Origin of the sequence: Neorhizobium fuzhouense (assembly GCF_042611105.1) — a bacterium.
Taxonomy (GTDB): Bacteria; Pseudomonadota; Alphaproteobacteria; order Rhizobiales; family Rhizobiaceae; genus Neorhizobium; species Neorhizobium galegae_A.
This window is the reverse complement of record NZ_JBHFFP010000003.1, coordinates 375,016-394,461: the sequence shown is the minus strand read 5'-3', so window position 1 is coordinate 394,461 and position 19,446 is coordinate 375,016. Positions and strand designations below refer to the sequence as shown.

General features: G+C 62.9%; 18 protein-coding genes. 14 read left to right on the top strand and 4 right to left on the bottom strand.

Annotation, left to right across the window (positions count from 1 at the left end):
* Nucleotides 1-3: 3 nt before the first annotated feature.
* Together ACEXP3_RS08705 and ACEXP3_RS08700 are read right to left on the bottom strand one after the other, a co-directional pair.
* On the bottom strand, nucleotides 4-882 hold the full coding sequence (locus ACEXP3_RS08705; RefSeq protein ID WP_377296877.1) for a DUF4438 domain-containing protein: 879 nt from the start codon (nucleotides 880-882) through the stop codon (nucleotides 4-6).
* Complete coding sequence (locus tag ACEXP3_RS08700) at nucleotides 879-1,748, bottom strand: DUF4438 domain-containing protein (protein ID WP_377296876.1); 870 nt, start codon at nucleotides 1,746-1,748, stop codon at nucleotides 879-881. The genes ACEXP3_RS08705 and ACEXP3_RS08700 overlap by 4 nt, the downstream gene beginning before the upstream one ends.
* A 216-nt stretch (nucleotides 1,749-1,964) precedes the next feature.
* Here ACEXP3_RS08700 and ACEXP3_RS08695 point away from each other — a divergent pair, with 216 nt between their 5' ends.
* The 14 genes from ACEXP3_RS08695 to ACEXP3_RS08630 all read left to right on the top strand — a co-directional run bounded on the left by ACEXP3_RS08695 (nucleotide 1,965) and on the right by ACEXP3_RS08630 (nucleotide 16,554).
* Nucleotides 1,965-3,485, top strand: coding sequence for a carboxypeptidase M32 (locus tag ACEXP3_RS08695; RefSeq protein WP_377296875.1), 1,521 nt, complete (start codon nucleotides 1,965-1,967; stop codon nucleotides 3,483-3,485).
* A 12-nt stretch (nucleotides 3,486-3,497) separates the two neighbouring features.
* Nucleotides 3,498-4,700 carry a pyridoxal phosphate-dependent aminotransferase gene (locus tag ACEXP3_RS08690; protein ID WP_377296874.1) on the top strand — a complete coding sequence of 401 codons (1,203 nt, stop codon included), beginning with the start codon at nucleotides 3,498-3,500 and terminating at the stop codon, nucleotides 4,698-4,700.
* Between the two features lie 12 nt (nucleotides 4,701-4,712).
* Entirely contained in the window at nucleotides 4,713-5,198 is a 486-nt protein-coding gene (locus tag ACEXP3_RS08685; RefSeq protein ID WP_377296873.1) for a VOC family protein, read from the top strand.
* 2 nt (nucleotides 5,199-5,200) lie between these two features.
* Entirely contained in the window at nucleotides 5,201-6,202 is a 1,002-nt protein-coding gene (locus ACEXP3_RS08680) for a succinylglutamate desuccinylase/aspartoacylase family protein (protein WP_142881145.1), read from the top strand.
* 24 nt (nucleotides 6,203-6,226) lie between these two features.
* A complete protein-coding gene (locus ACEXP3_RS08675) occupies nucleotides 6,227-7,144 on the top strand; it encodes a polysaccharide deacetylase family protein (RefSeq protein ID WP_377296872.1) in 918 nt (305 codons plus the stop codon).
* On the top strand, nucleotides 7,141-7,650 hold the full coding sequence (locus tag ACEXP3_RS08670; RefSeq protein WP_377296871.1) for an ureidoglycolate lyase: 510 nt from the start codon (nucleotides 7,141-7,143) through the stop codon (nucleotides 7,648-7,650). The genes ACEXP3_RS08675 and ACEXP3_RS08670 overlap by 4 nt, the downstream gene beginning before the upstream one ends.
* Nucleotides 7,643-8,314 carry a GntR family transcriptional regulator gene (locus ACEXP3_RS08665; protein ID WP_377296870.1) on the top strand — a complete coding sequence of 224 codons (672 nt, stop codon included), beginning with the start codon at nucleotides 7,643-7,645 and terminating at the stop codon, nucleotides 8,312-8,314. The genes ACEXP3_RS08670 and ACEXP3_RS08665 overlap by 8 nt, the downstream gene beginning before the upstream one ends.
* Complete coding sequence (locus tag ACEXP3_RS08660) at nucleotides 8,311-9,204, top strand: NAD-dependent epimerase/dehydratase family protein (RefSeq protein WP_377296869.1); 894 nt, start codon at nucleotides 8,311-8,313, stop codon at nucleotides 9,202-9,204. The genes ACEXP3_RS08665 and ACEXP3_RS08660 overlap by 4 nt, the downstream gene beginning before the upstream one ends.
* Entirely contained in the window at nucleotides 9,201-10,214 is a 1,014-nt protein-coding gene (locus ACEXP3_RS08655) for a Gfo/Idh/MocA family protein (protein ID WP_377296868.1), read from the top strand. The genes ACEXP3_RS08660 and ACEXP3_RS08655 overlap by 4 nt, the downstream gene beginning before the upstream one ends.
* Nucleotides 10,215-10,280: 66 nt before the next feature.
* Nucleotides 10,281-11,834: an ABC transporter substrate-binding protein gene (locus tag ACEXP3_RS08650; protein WP_377296867.1), complete on the top strand. Its 1,554-nt coding sequence runs from the start codon at nucleotides 10,281-10,283 to the stop codon at nucleotides 11,832-11,834.
* Nucleotides 11,835-11,933: 99 nt separating this feature from the next.
* Nucleotides 11,934-13,484 (top strand): ABC transporter substrate-binding protein, encoded by a 1,551-nt coding sequence (locus ACEXP3_RS08645; protein ID WP_377296866.1) that lies wholly within the window; start codon nucleotides 11,934-11,936, stop codon nucleotides 13,482-13,484.
* 65 nt (nucleotides 13,485-13,549) lie between these two features.
* On the top strand, nucleotides 13,550-14,524 hold the full coding sequence (locus ACEXP3_RS08640) for an ABC transporter permease (protein WP_377296865.1): 975 nt from the start codon (nucleotides 13,550-13,552) through the stop codon (nucleotides 14,522-14,524).
* An 11-nt stretch (nucleotides 14,525-14,535) separates the two neighbouring features.
* Nucleotides 14,536-15,450, top strand: a complete 915-nt coding sequence (locus ACEXP3_RS08635) for an ABC transporter permease (RefSeq protein WP_377296864.1) — start codon at nucleotides 14,536-14,538, stop codon at nucleotides 15,448-15,450.
* Between the two features lie 18 nt (nucleotides 15,451-15,468).
* Complete coding sequence (locus tag ACEXP3_RS08630; protein ID WP_377296863.1) at nucleotides 15,469-16,554, top strand: Gfo/Idh/MocA family protein; 1,086 nt, start codon at nucleotides 15,469-15,471, stop codon at nucleotides 16,552-16,554.
* Nucleotides 16,555-16,606: 52 nt separating this feature from the next.
* On the opposite strand, the gene ACEXP3_RS08625 is transcribed toward ACEXP3_RS08630, so the two are convergent.
* The gene (locus tag ACEXP3_RS08625; protein ID WP_377296862.1) at nucleotides 16,607-17,932 is read right to left on the bottom strand and encodes an LLM class flavin-dependent oxidoreductase; all 1,326 of its coding nucleotides are present in this window, start codon (nucleotides 17,930-17,932) and stop codon (nucleotides 16,607-16,609) included.
* Nucleotides 17,933-18,223: 291 nt separating this feature from the next.
* The gene (locus tag ACEXP3_RS08620; RefSeq protein ID WP_210105330.1) at nucleotides 18,224-18,976 is read right to left on the bottom strand and encodes a tetratricopeptide repeat protein; all 753 of its coding nucleotides are present in this window, start codon (nucleotides 18,974-18,976) and stop codon (nucleotides 18,224-18,226) included.
* Nucleotides 18,977-19,446 lie beyond the last annotated feature (470 nt).

Genomic DNA, 19,446 nt, shown 5'->3' with positions numbered 1-19,446 from the left:
GGCTCAGGGCTCCAGCGCAAGAAGCGTTGCGATATTGGTGCCGGGGGCCGCAAACGATCCGAGTTCGCCCTTCGGTGCCGTCATGATGACGGTGAGGCCCGGGCCATAGCCGGCGCGCGGCCCGTCCGTCTGGCCGACCACGCCGATACCGAGCGCGCCGCGCAGATAGCCGTGATTGTAGCGGCTGTCGGTGTTCTCGATCGCCACCACGTCGCCGAGCCGCAGCGAAGAAAGCCCCGCCTTTTCCACCTCGGCGCGATCCGTCGTCTGGATGTGCAGGCTGCCGCCTTCACTGGTGAGACCGGCGCCAGCGCCAACGAGATGGGCCGGAACGGTCGCGACGACGCCGATCTTCAACACGCCGTCTTCCACCTTCTTCGGCAGCGCCTTCAGGAGCGCCGGAGAGAGGCCCTTGCAGGCAACCGCCGCATGACCACGGATCTCCATGCCGGTGCCGAGCGCGCGCACCACGATCTGGTCACCGACCGCCATCTTGCGGCGAACCTCGACCGGAAAATGCACGATCACCTGTTCGGAGAAGCGGCCGGACTTGCCGGTCACCACGCCCTTGGCACCCTGCGCCTGGCCGGTCATCACCACGGCCGTGTTGCCAAGACAGGAAAAGACGTTGAGGCCGCGGTTCTTCAGGTCGTCCGCGCCCTTGATCGAGACGCCGGGATGGATGCAGTCTGCCGCCCAGCCGAAGGCGCGATCCCCGACGGAGACATTGTAGACGATGCCGCCGAAGGTCGGCAGCAGGAAGGGCGTGCCGTCGGCTGCCAGCCGATAGGGTTCGGCCGGAAGCCCGGGAAAGCCCGGATGCGCAATGGCGCCGCCAACCGAAACGGAAACCAGATCGGCCTCGTTCAATTCAATGCTCATGCGCGGGCTCCGATCGAGAAATAGTCGGCAATGTTGGCGGTGGGATCGATGTGGAAGCTGATGCCGCCGGTGGCCGCCGTCATCAGGGTGAGGATGCCGGGGCCATGGCCGGTCATCACGGAATCGCCGTGGATGCAGAGCGCGATCGACACCGCCCCTTCACGGTAGGATCGGCCGAAATGGTGATCGGCATGGCGGATGGCGATGAGATCGCCGAGCCGCATCCGGTCGATGCCGAGATCGGCCATCAGCTGGCGGTCGCCGCTCATTAGATCCTGGTCGACATATTCGGAATTCAGCTCGGCGCCCGATCCCATGATATCGATCGGCAGTTCCATGGCAACCGGCACGTGCAGGGTGCCGTCCTCGCCGCGCGTCAGGCGCAGCGCCTGCAGCAGGCGCGGACTGGTCTTCTTGAATTCGACATGGGGAAAATCGGCAAGCGCGATGCCGCGCCCCTTGGCCATGATCTGGATCTGATCGCCGATGTTGAGTTTCTCGTTCACCTCGTCGGGGAAATCGACGAGAAGCCGCGCATGCTCGCCCGTCACCACGCCGCGGGCACCCTTGGCAAGGCCCGAGGTCACCATGGCTTCGTTACCGATGCAGGTGAGGTAGTGCAGGGCGAAATCGGATTTCTCATCCGGATTGGCAATGGAGACGCCGGGCTCGACATGGTCGCCCGCCCAGCCGAAGGCGCGGTCGCCGACATGGGCATTATAGGTCACCCCATACATGCCGGGCAGCATCACGCCGCGCCCGTCAGGGTGATGCAGATAGCCGCCCGGACGAAGGGCCGGCTGGCTGACATAGCCGCACACGGCCATCTCCACGAGGGTGTCCTCGTTGCTCTTCAGGTCACTCAATTTCCGTTCCCCTTCGGCTGTTGTCCGCCGTTCGAAAAAGTTCCGGAGCGCTCGCTTGACAGCTGGTGATTTTCCGGATCAGTATCTGCACATCGATTGTCGACTGTATACAAGCACACAGAATGCATATTGAAATTTAGACGTCAAGCGTCCAGTTGGCCACGATAAAGAAATGCAAATAACAGAGGGGTGCGAGGCGATCGTCTCGTAAAGACAATGAGTTATGCGGATTTTATGGACGCGATGGGCAAGGTCAACGACCTGCTGAACGCGGAATCGATCCTGAAGTGGGATGCCCGGACCATGATGCCGCCCGGCGGCGCCGTGACACGCGGCAAGCAGGTCTCGACACTCGCGGTCATCGTCCGCGATCTGCTGGTGTCAGACGATACCCGACGCAAACTCGACGCGGCCGCACGGGAAATGGCGGCCAAGCCGGAGGATGCCGTCGAGCAGGTGATGATTGCCCAGGCGCGCGCGGCGATCGACTACCACCTCGCTATTCCCGCAAGCCTTCTGCAGCGGCGCACCGAGCTTGGCTCCATCGGCCAGGTGGTCTGGGCCAAGGCGCGGGCGGAGAACGATTTTGCCGCCTTCGCGCCGATCCTCGAGCAGACGGTGGCGCTCAACCGCGAAATGGCTGAGGTCATCGGCTATTCGGAGCATCCCTATGATGCACTGATGTTTCGCTTTGAGCCGGGCGAGACGGTGGCGACGCTGAAGGTGCTGTTCGGCCGCCTGCGCGAGGCGCTTCTGCCGCTGGTGCGGGCCATCGGCGAGAAGCCGGAGCCGCGCTTCGATTTCCTGAGGCGCCATTACCCCATCGACCGACAGCACCAGTTTGCGCTGAAGATGGCGGAGACGGTGGGGTATGATCTGAACCGTGGTCGTCTGGACACCACCGTCCACCCGTTCGAGGTTTCCTTCACCCGCAACGACGTGCGCATCACCACGCGGTTCAATCCGACCTACATGCCGGCAAGCCTGTTCGGCGCGCTGCATGAGGCAGGCCACGGGCTTTACGAGCAGGGCGTCGACGAGGCCTATACGCGCACTCCGTTCGCCACCGATCTCGTCGGCCTCTATGCGGTGGGCGGCGTTTCCTTCGGGGCGCATGAAAGCCAGTCGCGCCTCTGGGAAAACCATGTCGGCCGTGCCCGCGCCTTCTGGAACATCCACTTTGCAACAGCGCAGGAATTCTACCCCGAGCAGCTTGGCGATGTCACGGCCGAGGAATTCTACCGGGCCATCAACCGCTGCAAGCCCGGCTTTATCCGGGTCGAGGCGGATGAACTGACCTATGATTTCCACGTGATGCTGCGCACCGACATCGAGGCGGCGCTGATCGACGGTTCGCTGAAGGTGAAGGACCTGCCTGAGGCCTGGAACGCCAAGATCAAGGAATATCTCGGTCTTGACGTGCCGAATGATACGCTGGGCGTGCTGCAGGACGTGCACTGGTCGTCCGGGCAGATCGGCACCTTCTGCAACTATACGATCGGCAATGTGATGGCCGGCCAGCTGTTCGAGACGGCAAGCCGCGATCCCGTCATCGCCGAAGGGCTCTCCAGCGGCAATTACGATCCGCTGCGCGCCTTCATGGTGGAGCATGTGCACCAGCACGGCCGCCGCTATTCGCGCGACACGCTGCTCGTCAAGGCAACCGGCCGGCCGCTCGATCCGGAACCCTACATCGCCCACCTCACGCGCAAATATTCCGAGCTTTACGAACTGTAAGGGAGGGCAGCCATGTCCGAGAACCAGCCACTGTCCGGACGCCTTGCCGACCGCGTGAAGCTTCGGGAAGAGCATGTCATTACCCGCATGGCCGATATCGCGGAAAAGCTGACGGATGTAATCCGCCTTGGCCGCGGCGATCCCGATCTCGACACACCCGCCCATATCGTCAAGGCCGGGCAGGAGGCTCTGGGGCGCGGCGAGACCCATTACGGCCACCCGCTCGGGCTACCAGCGCTGCGCCAGGCGATCGCAGAAAACATCAGGGCGCATGGCGGCGCCGAATACGCGCCGGACGAGATCGTCGTCACCCCCGGCGGCCAGCACGCGATGTTCGTCATTGCGCTTGCCCTTCTCAATCCGGGCGACGAGATCATCGTGCCGTGCCCGGGCTACAATCCCTATAGCCAGGCCGCCGAACTCTCTTCGGCCGAGGTGGTGCCGGTGCGCATGAGCATGGACACCAATTTCACGCTGACGGCGGCGATGATCGAGGCGCATATCACGCCGCGCAGCAAGGTGCTGGTGCTGATCAATCCGAACAACCCGACCGGCACGGTGACGCCGCCGGACGAGGTGGAGCGGATCGCCAAACTCGCCATCAAGCATGACCTGATCGTCATTTCCGACGAGATCTATGCCCGGCTCGTCTATGGCAACCAGCGCATCCAGCCGGTGGCGGCGCTGCCAGGCATGCGCGATCGGACGATCACGCTCTCCGGCTTTTCCAAGGCCTATGCCATGACCGGCTGGCGCATCGGTTATTTTGCCGGGCCGAAGGCGCTGATCACGGCGATGGCCGAGATCAACCATGCCTTTGCCATTTCGACGGCGTCCGTCAGCCAGCACGCGGCACTCGCAGCCCTCACTGGCCCGCAGGACTGCGTCGAGGAGATGCGCCTGATCTATGACGAGCGCCGCAAGGCGCTCTGCGAGGGCCTTGATCGCATCGGCATTCCCTATGCCGAGCCGCAGGGCGCCTTCTATGTCTATGCCAATGTCTCGGTGGTGGGCATCCCGGCCAGCCTCTTCTGCGAGCGCCTGCTCGCCGAAGGCCGGGTGATGATCTATCCCGGCCGCATTTACGGCGACTACACGGACGATTTCGTCCGCATGTCGCTGACCCAGCCCGTGGAACGCATCCGCGAGGCACTGACCCGTATCCAGACCGTCGTCCATGCCATCCGGTCCGAGCGCTCCGCGCCGGCCGCCTGAAGAGAGGTTCTCATGTCCGTCAAGTCAGACAATCCCAACGTCAAGTCCATCAAGCACATGGCCTTTGCCGTGCGCGACGCAAAGGCCGCGCTGGAAAACTATGCCAAGTTCCTCGACGTGCCCGCCGAGACGGCGCTGATCGACTACCCGAAGTCGAAGAACCGTGTCGCGCTCTTCAATCTCGGCGGCATCGAATACCAGCTCTGCCAGTCGCTGGAGGAGGGCGGTCGCTTCGACACCTGGATCAAGGAGCGCGGCGCCGAGGGCCTGCACCACATCTGCTACGAGGTGGAGAACATCGACCAGGCGCTCGACCACGCCAAGGAACAGGGCGCGGAACTGCGCATCTGCAAGGCTTGCGGCGTCTATGGCTCGCACCCGCATCCGGAAGGCTATGTCGCCTTCCTCGACAATGATGCCGGCGGCATCGAGATCGAGTTCATGCAGGTCTACACGCCCGAAGAGCTTGAAAAGTATAACCAGTACAAGGGTATCTGAGCATGTCGGAAGCCAAGACCGTTACCGTTGGTACTGCAACCGCAAGGCCCGGCGAAGTGGTGCGCGGGGTCATTCCCGTCACCGAGCTTGCCGGCGGCTCGAAGGTTGAAATCCCGCTGGTCATCGTCAACGGCGTCAAGCCCGGCCCGGTATTCTGGGTGGATGGCGCGATCCATGGCGACGAGCCGGAAGGACCGCTTGCCTGCGCCATCGCGCTGAAGGAAGTCGATCCGCAGCAACTGTCCGGCACGCTCGTGATGGTGCCGGTCATGAACGTGATGGCGTTCGAGAACGCCAATCGCGGCAATCCGCTCGACACCTTCTCCTTCGACATGAACCGTATCTATCCCGGTCGTGCCAACGGTTATCTCTCCGAACGGGTGGCCTGGGCGCATTCGCAATGGATGAGCAAGGTCGCCGATTTCGAGATCTCCATTCATTCCGGTGGCGCGCATTCCTTCCTCGCCAAGGCCATCTTCGTGGACGAAAGCCCGGCTTCGGTCGAACTGGCCATGGCGATGGGCGAGGGCTGGGGCTGCATCATGTCCAACTTCCTGCCCAAGGGCTCGCCCATGGCGCAGATGAAGGAAATCGGCAAGACGGGCATCACCGTAGAGCTTGGCGGACGCTCCGCCACCTCGCCGGAACGCTTTGCCCATGTCGCCCGCGAACTGGCGAACTCGATCCTCAACATCCTCAGGCACTACAAGATGTATCCGGGGACCGCGACCTATCCGACGGATGCGACGAAGGGCCAGCAGGAGGCGCTGCTGGCGCCTGCCTCCGGCATCTTTATTCCGACGCCCGGCGTGGATTTCCTCAAGCCCATGACCAAGGGGCAGTCGATTGCCCGGATCGTCAACATCTTCGGGGATGAGCTGGCCGAACTCGTGGCGCCCGCCGATGGCATGATCTTTGGTCTGAGAGCCCTGCCGAACGTCAACACCGGCGACTGGTGCTGCTTCTTCAACAAGGTCGAAGGAGCGCGCGTCTGGCCGGCGTGAGCCGGCAGGGCGTCAGGGGGCACCATGCGAGATTTCATCGGATATGCCAATCGACCTCCTCAGTTCCGCTGGCCGGGTGACAGCGGCCTCGCGGTCAATATCGTCCTGAACTACGAGGAGGGATCGGAATATTCGGTCGCGGACGGTGATGGCCGTTCGGAAACCGCGCTGCTGGAGATCAACCAGCCGCGCGTGCCCCCCGGCGATCGCGATCTCGCATCCGAAAGCATGTATGAATATGGCAGCCGTGTCGGCTTCTGGCGCCTGCACCGGCTGTTTACCGAGCGCAATCTGCCGCTGACGGTGTTTGCCAGCGCCCAGGCGCTGGAGCGCAATGCCGAAGTGGCATCGGCCATTGCCCGCACGGACTGGGACATTGCCTGCCACGGATGGCGGTGGGTCGAGCATTATCGGCTGGACGAGGCGACCGAGCGAGAGCACATCGCCCGCGCGTTCGACAGCATTGTCACAACGGTCGGGCGCGCGCCTGCCGGCTGGTATTCCCGCTACAGCCGGAGCGCTGCGACCCGGCGGCTGGTGGTCGAGCATGGCGGCTATGACTATGACAGCGATGCCTATAATGACGAGGTGCCCTACTGGGTCCGCGTCGATGGACGCCCGCACCTCGTCGTTCCCTATTCTCTTGTTACCAACGACGCCAAGTTCGTACAGGGCGGCTGGGTGACGGGCCGCAGCTATGCGGAATTCCTGATCGAGACCTTCGACATGCTGCTGAAGGAAAGCCGGTCGCAGCCGCGCATGATGTCGGTCGGCCTGCATCCGCGGGTGATCGGGCATCCAGGCCGCGCCTCCGGTCTCGAACGTTTTCTCGATCACGTGGCGGGCTGTGAGGGCGTCTGGATGGCGCGGCGGCAGGATATCGCCCGCCACTGGAAGGCCGAAATGCCCTTCGACGCGCTGGCTGCAAAGGAGAGCACATGAATTTCGTGCCTCTGGAGCAGGGACTATCCGCGCAGGATTTTGCGCCGTTCGGCGGCTTCATCGACAGGCCGGGCGTGATCGGCGATCGGCGGTTCTATTCGGACTGGCTGGGCGCAGACCGGCCGGACTGCGCACCGGTGCTGCACACCAACCGCATTGCTCCCAGCGAATGCCCGGTCGCGCTCGACAGCCTGGAACATCACCCGCACGCGGCCCAGGTTTTTCTGCCTCTCGATGTATCGCGCTATCTGGTGATGGTGGCGCCCTCCGATGCGGACGGTCGGCCCCTGATCAGCGCGCTCAGGGCCTTCGTGATGCCGGGCTCCCTCGGCGTCGTCTATCGGCCCGGCGTCTGGCATGCGGGCGCGCGTGTTCTGGACCGCGAGGGCAGTTTTGCCGTGCTGATGTGGCGCGGTGCGCCAAACGACGACGTGCATCTGCCGATCGCTCCGCTGCTCGTCGGCCCGGCCCCGGAGAAGACGATGGTGGGAGGCGCGCATGGTTGAGCCACAGGCCGATATCGCCCGCATCGAAAGCCTGCCGCTGAGGCTGGTGGTGGCCGACATGCTGCGCACCGGCATCGTGGAGGGCCGGTTGCGGCCCGGCACGCCGATCGTCGAGGCAGCGTTGGCGGAACAGCTGAACGTGTCGCGCGCGCCGGTGCGCGAAGCGATCCAGATCCTCGAAGCCGACGGGCTGATCGACAACCTTCCCTACAAGGGCAAGCGGGTGAAACCGCTGACGGCCAAATCCGTCGAGGAAATCTACAGCATCCGCGAGCAGTTCGAGGCCTTCGCCGTCCGGCGTATCATCGAGAGCGGCGCGGATGTCAGTCCGCTCAACGCGCATGTGTCGGCGATGTTTGCCGCAGCCGATGCGGCCGATCTCGTGGCCCTCATTGCCGCCGATGCCGCCTTTCATCGCACCCTCATCCGGCTTGCCGATCACGGTCTGCTGCTGACGCTCTGGGATCACCTGGCACTGCGCATCCGGCAGATCATGGCCCTGCGCAATCGCGCCAATGCGGACCTGCGCCAGGTGGCGGCCAATCACCCGCCGATCGTGGACGCGCTTACCGCCCGCGACCTGGACCGTGTGCTCTCCCTGGTGTCACAGCACAGCCGATCCGCTTCGGAGATCGACCTGAAATGGCTGGAGGTCGCGCCATGACCCGGCCCGGTATTCTCATCACCGGTGGCGGCGGTTTCGTCGGCTCGCATCTGGCCGAGGGGTTTTGGGCGCTGGGCTATCCGGTGACGGCACTTGATCGCGCCTTCGATGCCGCGACGCGAAGCCGGCTTGCCGGCATCCGGTTGATCGAGGCGGAGTTGACCGCCGAGACATTGCGGGCCGCGATGGACGAGACCATCGGCATCGTCATCCATGGTGCGGCGCTGACAACGCCGCCGGAATGCCTCGGGATCTCCGAGATTGCCCATGTGCGGGACAACGTCACCCTGCTGATCGATTGCCTCGATCAGGCCGTGGCGCGGGGGATGGGTTGCTTCATCTTTCTCTCCTCGTCCGGTGTCTTCGCCTTCGATGAGGCCGATCTGCTGGATGAAGCGGTCGCACCGCAGGGAACGTCCGCCTATGCGCTGGGCAAGCGCGCGGGCGAAGTGATCGCGCTGGCGCGGCCGGAAACGCTCGTGCTGCGGCTTGGTCCGCTCTACGGACCGCACGAGGAAAGCCGCCCGACGCGCCGCTTCCTATCGCCGATCCGGCAATGGCTGGACGCTGCGCAGAAGGGAATGCCGCTTGACGTCGCTAGTCCGCAATCGCGGCGCGACTGGACCTTCCTGCCGGATCTTTCCGCAGCGATCGACCGCCTGATCCGCGCAGAGGCGCGCGGCCTCATGCATCTGACCTCCGGGGAGATCATCTCCGATCTCGCACTTGCCGAAACGATTGCCGCGCGCACGCCCGGCCTGGTCGTGGAGCGTGCAGACGAAACCGGACCAAAGCGGGTGCCGATGGTGTCGCGGCGCCCGGATCTTAAGGGCTTTGCCTGGACGCCGCTGGCGCGCGGCCTGCACCTGATGTCGGAGGTTCGCCCATGACGCCGCTGCGTTTCATCATCGTCGGCCTCGGCGCCCGCGCCCAGTATTGGATCAAGGTTTTGCAGGCCAATGCCGATTGCCGCATCGTCGGCCTCATCGACCCGCTGGAGGCCAACCGCACCCGCGCCGCAGATCAGTGCCCGGATGTGGTGACCAGTGCGGATCTGACGCTGATCGACCATCTTCAAGCCGATGCGGTGCTGCTCTGCACGCCGCCTTCTGGCCGCGAGGCGCAGATGGAGGCCTGCTGCCGGGCGGGCGTGCCGATCCTTGCCGAAAAACCGCTGGCCGACAGCGTGCCGCGCGCGCGAGATTATGTTGCCATGGCGGAAAAGGCAGGCGTGCCGCTGATGGTGGTGCTCAACTTCCGCTATCTGCCGGTCACGCGCCAGACGCTGCGTCTGTTTTCCGACGAGGTCGGGCAGCCCGCCTTCTCGCGCTTCACCTACGAGCGCTGGCGGGACGGTTACCTGCCGCATCTGAACAAGTACCCGCTCACCATGCGCCATCCGATGCTCTGGGAGCAGTCGATCCACCATTTCGACCTGATGCGTTTCGTCTATGGCGCGGAGCCCGTGTCGATCTATGCCCGCACCTTCAATCCGCCGTGGTCCATGTATGCCGATGACGCCAATGTCAGCGCCATCATCACCTTCGCCAATGGTCTCATCACCGAATACCAGGGCACATGGCAGGGCAACTGGAGCGTACCCGGCTTCGAATGGCGTCATGATTGCGCCGAGGGCGTGGTCATCCAGAAGGATCAGTTCGGAGCATTGGGTTTTGCCCGGCGTGCAGAGGGCGCCCTGACCGAGGTTCCGCTGCCGGCCTACCGGCAGTGGATCGACGATGCCTCCGCACTCCTCATCCGTTTCGTCGCAGCCCTTCGGGGCGAAGGCCCGCTCGAGTGTTCGGGCCGCGACCATCTCCATTCGCTCCAGATGGTGGAAGCCTGCATTCAGTCCTCCCGGACAGGGCAAGCCATCCAGATTGCCGATCTCATGACGTGACGGGGCGATCGATCGGCCAAAGCAGACAAAGCCAAGAACAACCACAGAGGGCAAGGAACTTCAGAAATGGGAAAGAACGGTCTTTTCATTGCCGGGTTGGCGGCCCTTATGGCCTCCGCCAGCATCGCCTCCGCCGCACCGCCGGATGACACGCTCGTCCTCGGCATTTCCGCGGACGCAACCACCTTCGATCCGGCCGCCATCAGCAGCCGCGACAATTCCAACATCGCCAAGCATATCTTCGGCACGCTCTATGAGGTGAGCGCGACCGGCGAAATCGTGCCGCAGATGGCCGAATCCTACAAGGAAGCGCCGGACGGCCTGTCCTACACCTACAAGCTGAAGCCCGGTCTCACCTGCGAGGACGGCGAGGCGTTCACAGCCGAAGACGCCGCCTATTCCTTCAACCGCGCCGCAGATCCCGCCAACAAGTTCACCGGCAACACGCCGGGTTTCGTCTATTCCTCCATCGCCTTCAAGGGCGCGGAAGCGGTGTCTGACCTCGAGGTCAAGGTCAAGCTCGGCCAGAAGAACCCAGTTTCCTTCGGCCTCATTGCCGAAGTCTTCATGCACTGCAAGGGCAGCTATGAGAAGATGAGCCTTCAGGATGCCGCCTCCAAGCCGGTGGCATCCGGTCCCTATCGTCTCGTCTCCTGGGATCGCGGCTCGAAGATCGTTCTGGAAAAGCGGCAGGAGCCCGCAACCTTCAAGACGATCGTCTGGCGGGTCATTCCAGAAGCATCGACGCGCACGGCCGAACTGATGGCGGGTAATGTCGACATCATCACCAATGTCGCACCGGACCAGGTCGGTACGATCAACAAGTCCGGCGTCGCTGAGGTGAAGAGCGTTGCCGGCACGCGCCGCATCTATGTGGGCTTCAACCTGCGCGATGATTTTGCCAAGACCCCGGCCGGTGCGGCCATCCAGAAGACGGATGTCCGCAAGGCGCTTCAATACGCGATCGACGTGCCGGCGATCTGCAAGCAACTCTTGAACTTCGAGTGCACCCGCGCCACCGGCCTCGTCAATCCGCCGAATGCCAATCCGGCGCTAAAACCCTATCCCTATGATCCCGATCAGGCGGAGAAGCTGCTGGATGCCGCAGGCTATCCGCGGGGCGCCGATGGCACCCGTTTCACGATCAAGATGCAGGCGCCGCGCGGCCGCTATCTGAACGATGCCAATGTGGCGCTCGCCATCGGTCAGTATCTGAGCGATGTCGGCGTCAAGACGGATGTCGAACTGCTGGAGTGGTCGTCGGTCTATGTGCCGCTGATTTCCAAGCATGATGCGGGTCCGCTGTTCCTCCTCGGCAGCGGCGGCGCGACCTGGTCGGCGCTCTACGACATGACCGATCTGTCAACGCCGACCGCCGGCACGAACTACACCTCCTGGAGCAATCCGGCCTGGTTTGACGGCTGGGCCAAGATTGCGGCCGCCGGCTCGGCTGCCGACCAGCGCAAGATCATCGACCAGATGCTGGACGTTTTCTACAACGACCCGCCGTGGCTGATGCTCTACTTCCAGCCGGATTTCTACGGCGTGTCGAAGCGCGTCGCCTTTACGCCGCGGCGCGACGAGAAGGTCTACCTTTTCGACGCCAAGCTGAACAAGTGATCGGATGACAGTCGCCGCCGCCCTTTTCGTTAGGGGCGGCGGCGATCGGGACTGCATGGGCATAATCAAAGACAAAAACGTCTTGAAGGGGAACCCACGATGACAAGCCTGATCCGCATCCTGGCCACGGGCTGCGCCCTGATGGGCGGCCTTGCCGCCGCGCAGGCCGCACCGCCGCCGGACACACTGGTCGTCGGCCTCAGCGCCGACGCCTCGACATTCGATCCCGCCCAGATTTCAAGCCGGGATAACGCCAATATCGCCAAGCACATTTTCGCAACGCTCTACACGGTGAACTTCGAGGGCGAGATCAAGCCCTATCTCGCGGAGAAAACTGATGTGAGCGCCGACGGCCTCTCCTATCTCGTCAAGATCAAGCCGAACCTCACCTGCGACAATGGGGAAGCGCTGACAGCAGAGGATGTCGCCTATTCGTTCAACCGGCCGGCGGACAAGTCCAAGAAGTTCACCGGCAATTCGGCAGGCTTCGTGTTTCCGACGCTCGGCTTCAAGTCCGCCGAGGTGGTGGACGACCTGACGGTGCGCATCAACCTGTCGGCGAGGACGACGCTCGCGCTTGGCATGATGGCGCAGATCTACATCCACTGTAAGGATGCCTATGAGGCGATGACGCTGGAGCAGGCGTCCACGAACCCGGTCGGCTCCGGGTCCTACCGGCTGGTGTCCTGGCAACGCGGCGCGCAGATCGTTCTGGAAAAGGTCAAGGATCCCGGCCGTTTCAAGAGGATCGTCTGGCGCATCATTCCCGAGGCATCGACCCGCACGGCCGAACTGATTGCCGGCAATGTCGACATCATCACCAACGTGTCGCCCGACCAGATCGGCGCCATCGATGCGTCCGGCACGGCAGCGGTGGAAAAGGTGAGCGGCACGCGGCGCATGCAGGTGGGCTACAACCTCAGTCCCAATGCCGCCGGCATGCCGGGTGCGGCCGAAATCCAGAACCCCAAGGTGCGCTTTGCCCTGCAATATGCGGTGGATGTGCCGGGCATCTGCAGCCAGTTGCTCGGCACCACCTGCGAGCGTGCCACCAGCCTCGTCAATCCGCCGAACGGCAATCCGGACCTGAAGCCGGTGCCCTATGATCCGGCCATGGCCGAAAAGCTTCTGGACGAGGCCGGCTATCGGCGTGGCGCCGATGGCGTGCGGTTTCACATCCGCCTGCAGGGTCCGCGCGGCCGCTATCTCAACGACGCCAATGTCGTGCAGGCCATCGGTCAATATCTGACGGATGTGGGCGTCCAGACGGATGTAGAGCTTCTCGAATGGGCCTCCGTCTACTCGCCGCTGCTGCGGGCGAAGAAAATGGCGCCGCTGTTCTTTCTGGGGCAGGGGGGCGTCACCTGGAACCCGCTCTACGACATGAGTCTGTTTTCGACGCCGGACGCCACCACCAACTACCAGAGCTGGACAGATCCGCGCTGGTTCGACGACTGGAAGCTGGCGCTGGCCGCCCCCTCGGTGGCCGAAGCCCGGCCGGTCATCAATCGCATGCTGAAACTCTTCTACGAGGAAGGCCCCTGGCTGCAACTCTATTTCCAGCCGGATTTCTACGGCGTGTCGAAGCGCGTCGCCTGGAAGCCGCGGCGTGACGAGGAGATCGATCTCTTCGACGCCTCCCTGAAATAGCAGCCCCGTGCTGCGCAGGATCAGCCTGCGCAGCACAAGCCATCACAGACGAGACAGGACGTGGCATGTGGACTTTCATCATTCGCCGGTTGCTTCAGAGCATCATCGTGATTTTGGGCGTGACTGCGATCAGCTTCGTCGCGTTGCAGATCGGCGGCGATCCGACGTATCTTTATGTGTCGGAGCGTGCGACGGCAGAAGAGATCCAGCAGACGCGCGTGGCGCTCGGCTTCGACCGTCCATTGTACGAGCAGTATTTCACGTTCGTCGGTCACCTGGTCCAGGGCGATTTCGGAACGTCGCTCTCCTATAAACGCCCGGCTCTCGAAGCGGTCCTGGAGGCCCTGCCAGCCACCATCGAGCTGACGCTGTTTGCCATGATCTTTGCGATCGTGCTCGCCATTCCGCTCGGCGTGTTTGCGGCGCTCTATCGTGGCTCGGCGCTCGACGGTTCGATCATGACCATGGGCATGCTGGGGCAATCCATCCCCAGCTTCTGGCTCGGCATCATGATGATCATGTTCTTCGGGCTTTATCTGCGCTGGCTGCCGATCTCCGGCCATGTGCCCTTCCTGGTGCCGCTGTTGCAGGGCCATGTGGTGGAGGCCTTCAGCCAGCTGCCCATGGCGCTCTATTATCTCATCATGCCCGGCGTTGCGGTGGGCTTCTACTCGCTGTCGCGCAATGCACGGCTGGTGCGCTCTTCCATGCTGGAAGTGCTGGGGCAGGATTTCGTCAGAACCGCCCGCTCCAAGGGCATTCCGGAAGCCGCCGTGGTCATTCATCACGCGCTGCGCAATGCCTGGCTGCCGGTCGTCACCATGGTCGGGCTGGAATTCGGCTTCCTGCTCGGCGGTGTAGTGGTCGTCGAGATGATCTTTTCCTGGCCGGGCATCGGCCGGCTTGTGTTCAACGCGATCAACCAGCGTGACATCCCGGTCGTGCAGGCCTGCGTGATCATGCTCTCGGTCATCTTCATCAGCCTCAACCTCCTTGTCGATCTGATCTATGTGCGGATCGATCCGCGCGTGAAACTGTAAGGGTCAGAACCATGGCTTCAGCAACACAAGGCCTTTCGCAACCGGCCATGAACTATCGGCGTCGGGAACTCCGGCGCGCCTGGCGCAGCATGGTCGCGGCCAAATGGCCGCTTCTGGCCCTTCTCATCCTCGTCTGCGTCATCTTCGCCGCCCTCTTTGGTCCGCAGATCGCGCCGCTCGATCCCAACCGCCAGAACATCATGCTGCGGCTGGCAGGTCCCATGACCGAGGGGAGGGGCAAGGTGCTGTTCCTGCTCGGCACCGACGGGCTCGGGCGCGATGTCTTCTCGCGGCTTCTTTACGGTGCGCGTGTTTCGCTGCTGGTCGGCATCAGCGCCATCCTGGTTGGCGGCACCATCGGCGTCGTGGCGGGGCTGGTGTCGGGCTATTTCGGCGGCTGGATCGATGACGTGATCATGCGGCTCGGCGATATCCAGCTCGCCTTTCCCTTCATCCTCTTTGCCATCATGTTCCTCGTCATCCTGGGGCCGGGGCTTGCCAACATCATTCTGGTGCTGGGCGTCGGACAATGGGTGACCTATGCCCGCATCGTGAGAGCGCAGACTTTATCGCTGCGTGAAAAGGAATATGTCGAGGCGGCCCGTGCGCTGGGCGACGGCACGGTGTCCGTCATCTTCCGCACCATCCTGCCCAATATCATGGCGCCGCTGACGGTGATTGCTTCCTTCAACGTAGCGAGTGTCATCCTGTCGGAAGCCTCGCTCTCCTTCCTTGGCCTCGGTGTGCCGCCGTCTGTTCCGACCTGGGGATCGATGCTGGCGGAGAGCCGCGACCAGCTTCTGGCCAACAAGTGGTGGCTGGCCTTCTATCCCGGCATCGCCATCGTCATGACGGTGCTTTCCTTCAACATTCTGGGCGACTGGCTGCGCGATTTCCTCGATCCGCGCCTGAAGACGCTCGGCTGACCCCAAAGGACATCCTTCATGAAAGTTGGAATCATCGGCGCGAGTTTCGCCCGCGCCGCCTATCTGCCGGCACTTCGCCACGTGGAAGGGGCCGAAGTGGTGGCGATTGCCGCAAGCCGGATCGAAAGTGCCCGCGATGCCGCAGAGGCTTTTGCCGTTCGCCATGCCTATGACGACTGGCGCGCGATGCTTGGCGCCCATCGCCTTGATCTCGTGCTGATCTCGACGCCGACCGACACGCATCACCCGATGACGCTTGCCGCACTGGATGCCGGCGCGCATGTGGTCTGCGAAAAGCCGACAGCCATGAATGCCACGCAAGCGGCCGCCATGCTGGAAAAGGCGGAGGCGCTCGGACGCGTTCACATGATCGACCACGAGTTGCGCTTCAACCCGAACCGCCAGCGGATGGCGGAACTGATCGGCGAGGGCGCGCTCGGCGAGATCCGTCACGTGAATATCTCCAATATCGGCTCGTCCTGGGCCGATCCGGCCTCGCGGCCAAAGGGCGACTGGTGGTCGCTGGCGGAAAAGGGCGGCGGCCGGCTTGGCGCCAATGGCAGCCATCAGGTGGATCTCGTGCGCTGGTGGCTGGGGCCCGTCGCCTCGGTGATCGGACAGGCGCTGACCATGGTTCCCGACCGGACCGACAAGCGGACCGGTGAAAGCTGGACGGCGACCGCCGACGATGTTTCCCACCTGACGCTGCAGATGCAAAGCGGGGCGCTGGCGCAGATCTTCATGAGCGGCGTTGCCGCCCACAACATGGGCAATGTGACACAGGTCTTCGGCTCCCGCGGCACGCTCCTTCTCGACAACGAGACGGAACGGTTGCTTTATGCAAGCGCCGGCCAGTCGTTCGAGGACATTTCCGTGGAGGATCCGAACGCTGCGCTGCCGGGGCTGAATAAGGGCATCTGGAACGTTTCCGTCGTCGCGGCGCTGCGGGAGGTTGTGGCGGCCATCGCCGGCGGGCGGCGGCTGGTAAAGGGGGCGACCTTCTTCGACGGACTGGCGAACCAGCGGGTGCTGGAAGCGGTCCTTGACGCGACGGCATCGCGCCACTGGATCGATCTGCCACCCGAGGAGAAGGCGCCCGCCTGACATGCACGGCGGTACGCCATCATCGTTGCTCCTGATGCCGGGAGCAGGCTGACTATTCTGCGGGAAAGAACTGGTTGGCAGGCCGGGGCAGGCCAAGGTGCTCACGCAGGGTCGTGCCCTCATAATCCGTTCGAAACAGGCCACGCCGCTGCAGTTCAGGCACCAGCTTCTCGGTCACGTCCTCCAGCCCTTGCGGCAGAAACGGGAAGACGCAGGTGAAGCCATCGGCGGCCTCTTCGTTCAGCCAGTTTTCCATCTCGTCGGCGATTGTCTGGGGCGTGCCGATGAAGGCGAGGCCAGCATAGCCGCCATAGCGCTGGGCAAGCTGGCGAACGGTTAATTTATCCTGCTCCGCCAGCCGCAGCACCTGCGCCCGCCCGCTCTTGCTGGCATTGGTTTCCGGAATCTCCGGCAGGGCGGCATCCGGATCAAAGCCTGATGCGTCGTGACCGAGCGCGATGGACAGGGAGGCAATGGCGCTGTCGTAGTGGACGAGGCTATCGAGTCTTGCGCGTTTGGCTTTGGCTTCCTCCACGCTGTCGCCGATGACGATCATGGCCGCGGGCAGGATTTTCAGGTGCTTCGGATCACGGCCGACGGCCGGCATGCGGCCCTTGATATCGGCATAGAGCGACTTTGCGGTGGCAAGATCGCGCGGTGCGGCAAAGACGACTTCCGCCGTCTCGGCGGCCAGTTGCTTGCCCGGTTCCGACTGGCCGGCCTGCACGATGACCGGCCAGCCCTGGACGGGGCGGGCGATGTTCAGCGGCCCGCGCACGCTGAACTCCTCGCCCTTGTGATCCAGCACGTGCAGCCTGTCCGGATTGAAGAAGATGCCGCTTTCCTGATCGCGGATGATGGCATCGTCGGCAAAGCTGTCCCAGAGGCCCGTGACGACGTCGAAGAATTCGCGGGCGCGCTTGTAGCGCTCGCCATGCTCTACATGCTCGGAAAGGCCGAAATTGCGGGCGCTATCCGGGTTGGAGGTGGTGACGATGTTCCAGGCGGCGCGTCCGCCGCTGATATGGTCGAGCGAGGCGAACCGGCGTGCCACGTGATAGGGCTCGTCGAATGTGGTGGAGGCGGTGGCGGCAAGGCCGATCTTGTCGGTGACGGCCGCAAGCGCCGAGAGAAGCGTGAACGGCTCGAAGGATGTCACCGTATGGCTGCGCTTCAAGGCTTCCACCGGCATATTGAGAACGGCAAGATGATCGGCCATGAAGAAGGCATCGAACTTCGCCCGCTCCAGCGCCTGGATAAAGGATTTCAGATGGCCGAAGTTGAAATTGGCATCCGCATAGGCACCCGGATAGCGCCAGGCGCCGGTATGAAGGCTGACGGGACGCATGAAGGCGGTAAGGTGAAGCGACTTGGCCATTAGAATGTCTCGCTGGACGAAGAGTGAGCCGCCGACAGAGTGATGACGGTGGAGAGACAATTCATATTGAGACGGGCAGGCAACCTTGCAAGGGGCCGCCCTTATCCGCCATCGCTTGTCTGCTGGCTTTTGTCGCTGTCCGGCCGGATGCGCCGCCGCCCCTTGGCGGGCGGCGGGTGAACGCCGCTGTCTTGCGCGCCCGGCAGCGGCGATTGGCTGCCAGGCGCTCGAGGCGGACGTGAAGATTGCAGTATCGCCGGCGCGCGATGAGGGTGCTGGTGGCCTGAACGGCTACTTTTGCAGTGCTTTTATGCGCGCAGACACCCAGGCAGGGCCGCCATTGGCCGCCGATTGCTTGTAAAGGCGCAGCGCTTCTTCCCGGTTGGCGGCCGTCCCCTGGCCGTTTTCCAGCATCCGGCCCATATTGGCCTGTGCCAGCGCATTGCCCTGGGCTGCAGCCTTCTTGTAGGAGGCAAAGGCGGCGGGGAGATCAGCGGGCACATCCGTTGCGCCTTCCAGCAGTACGCCGAGCTTGTACTGGCTCCAGGCATTGCCCTGATCGGCGGATTTCCGGTACCATTCGACGGCGGTCTTGTTGTTGAGCGCGACACCATCGCCAGCGGCATATTTGTCGCCCAACGTGTACTGTGCCCAGGCGTTTCCGAGCTCTGCGGCCTTTTGATAAAGCTGCAGGCTTTTTGCGATGTCCTTCTGGCCACCGAAGCCGAGTTCAAGCGCGCGCGCGTGATTGTAGAGCCCCCAGGGGTTTCCCTGTTCGGCCGAGCGCGCATAAAGGTCCGCTGCCTTGACGGCGTCCTTGGCGACGCCACGGCCCTCTTCATACATCGATCCCAGGCTGTTCATGGCCCAGGGATTTCCATGCTGCGCGGATTTTGCATACCAATCGGCGGCGGCGGCATCGTCCTTTGGCACGCCCTGACCATTCTCGTAGATTTTCGCAACGTTCAGTTCGCCCCAGGAATCATTGCGCTCTGCCGCTTTCATGTAGGAGCGCAGGGCCGAGGCATATTGCTTGTGCGCCATTGCGGCGTCGCCGGCATTCACCATGTCCGGATAGGTTGATTGGGCCGTAACGCATCCGCAGGCTGCAAGAGAGACTGTCATCACGATCAAGAAGCGTAAGCGCAGATGGGAGTGCAGATGGTGGAAGAGCCCGCTCAAAGCGGGAATGAGATCGTTGTTTTGGCGGAAATTCAAGGTCTGCACAGTGCGGTGGCTCCGAGTTATATTTATTACTGGTGATCAGATTTTTTTGTTTCCATGAAAAATATCTTAAATGTAAGGGGCTTTCTACATTGAAGTTGCCTTTTCTGAGGTTCATGTACTAAATCTCGACATCTTGTGAATCGGTCGGGACATAATATTGATTTTGGAAAAACTAATATACAGACCGATCCATTTTGGAGGATATGGTCGCAAAGAAACGGCGTTTTCCGCCGCTGTTTCTCTGTTTTCCCTCGCTTTGTTCTTTTGGTTTGTTTATTTTGTGATCT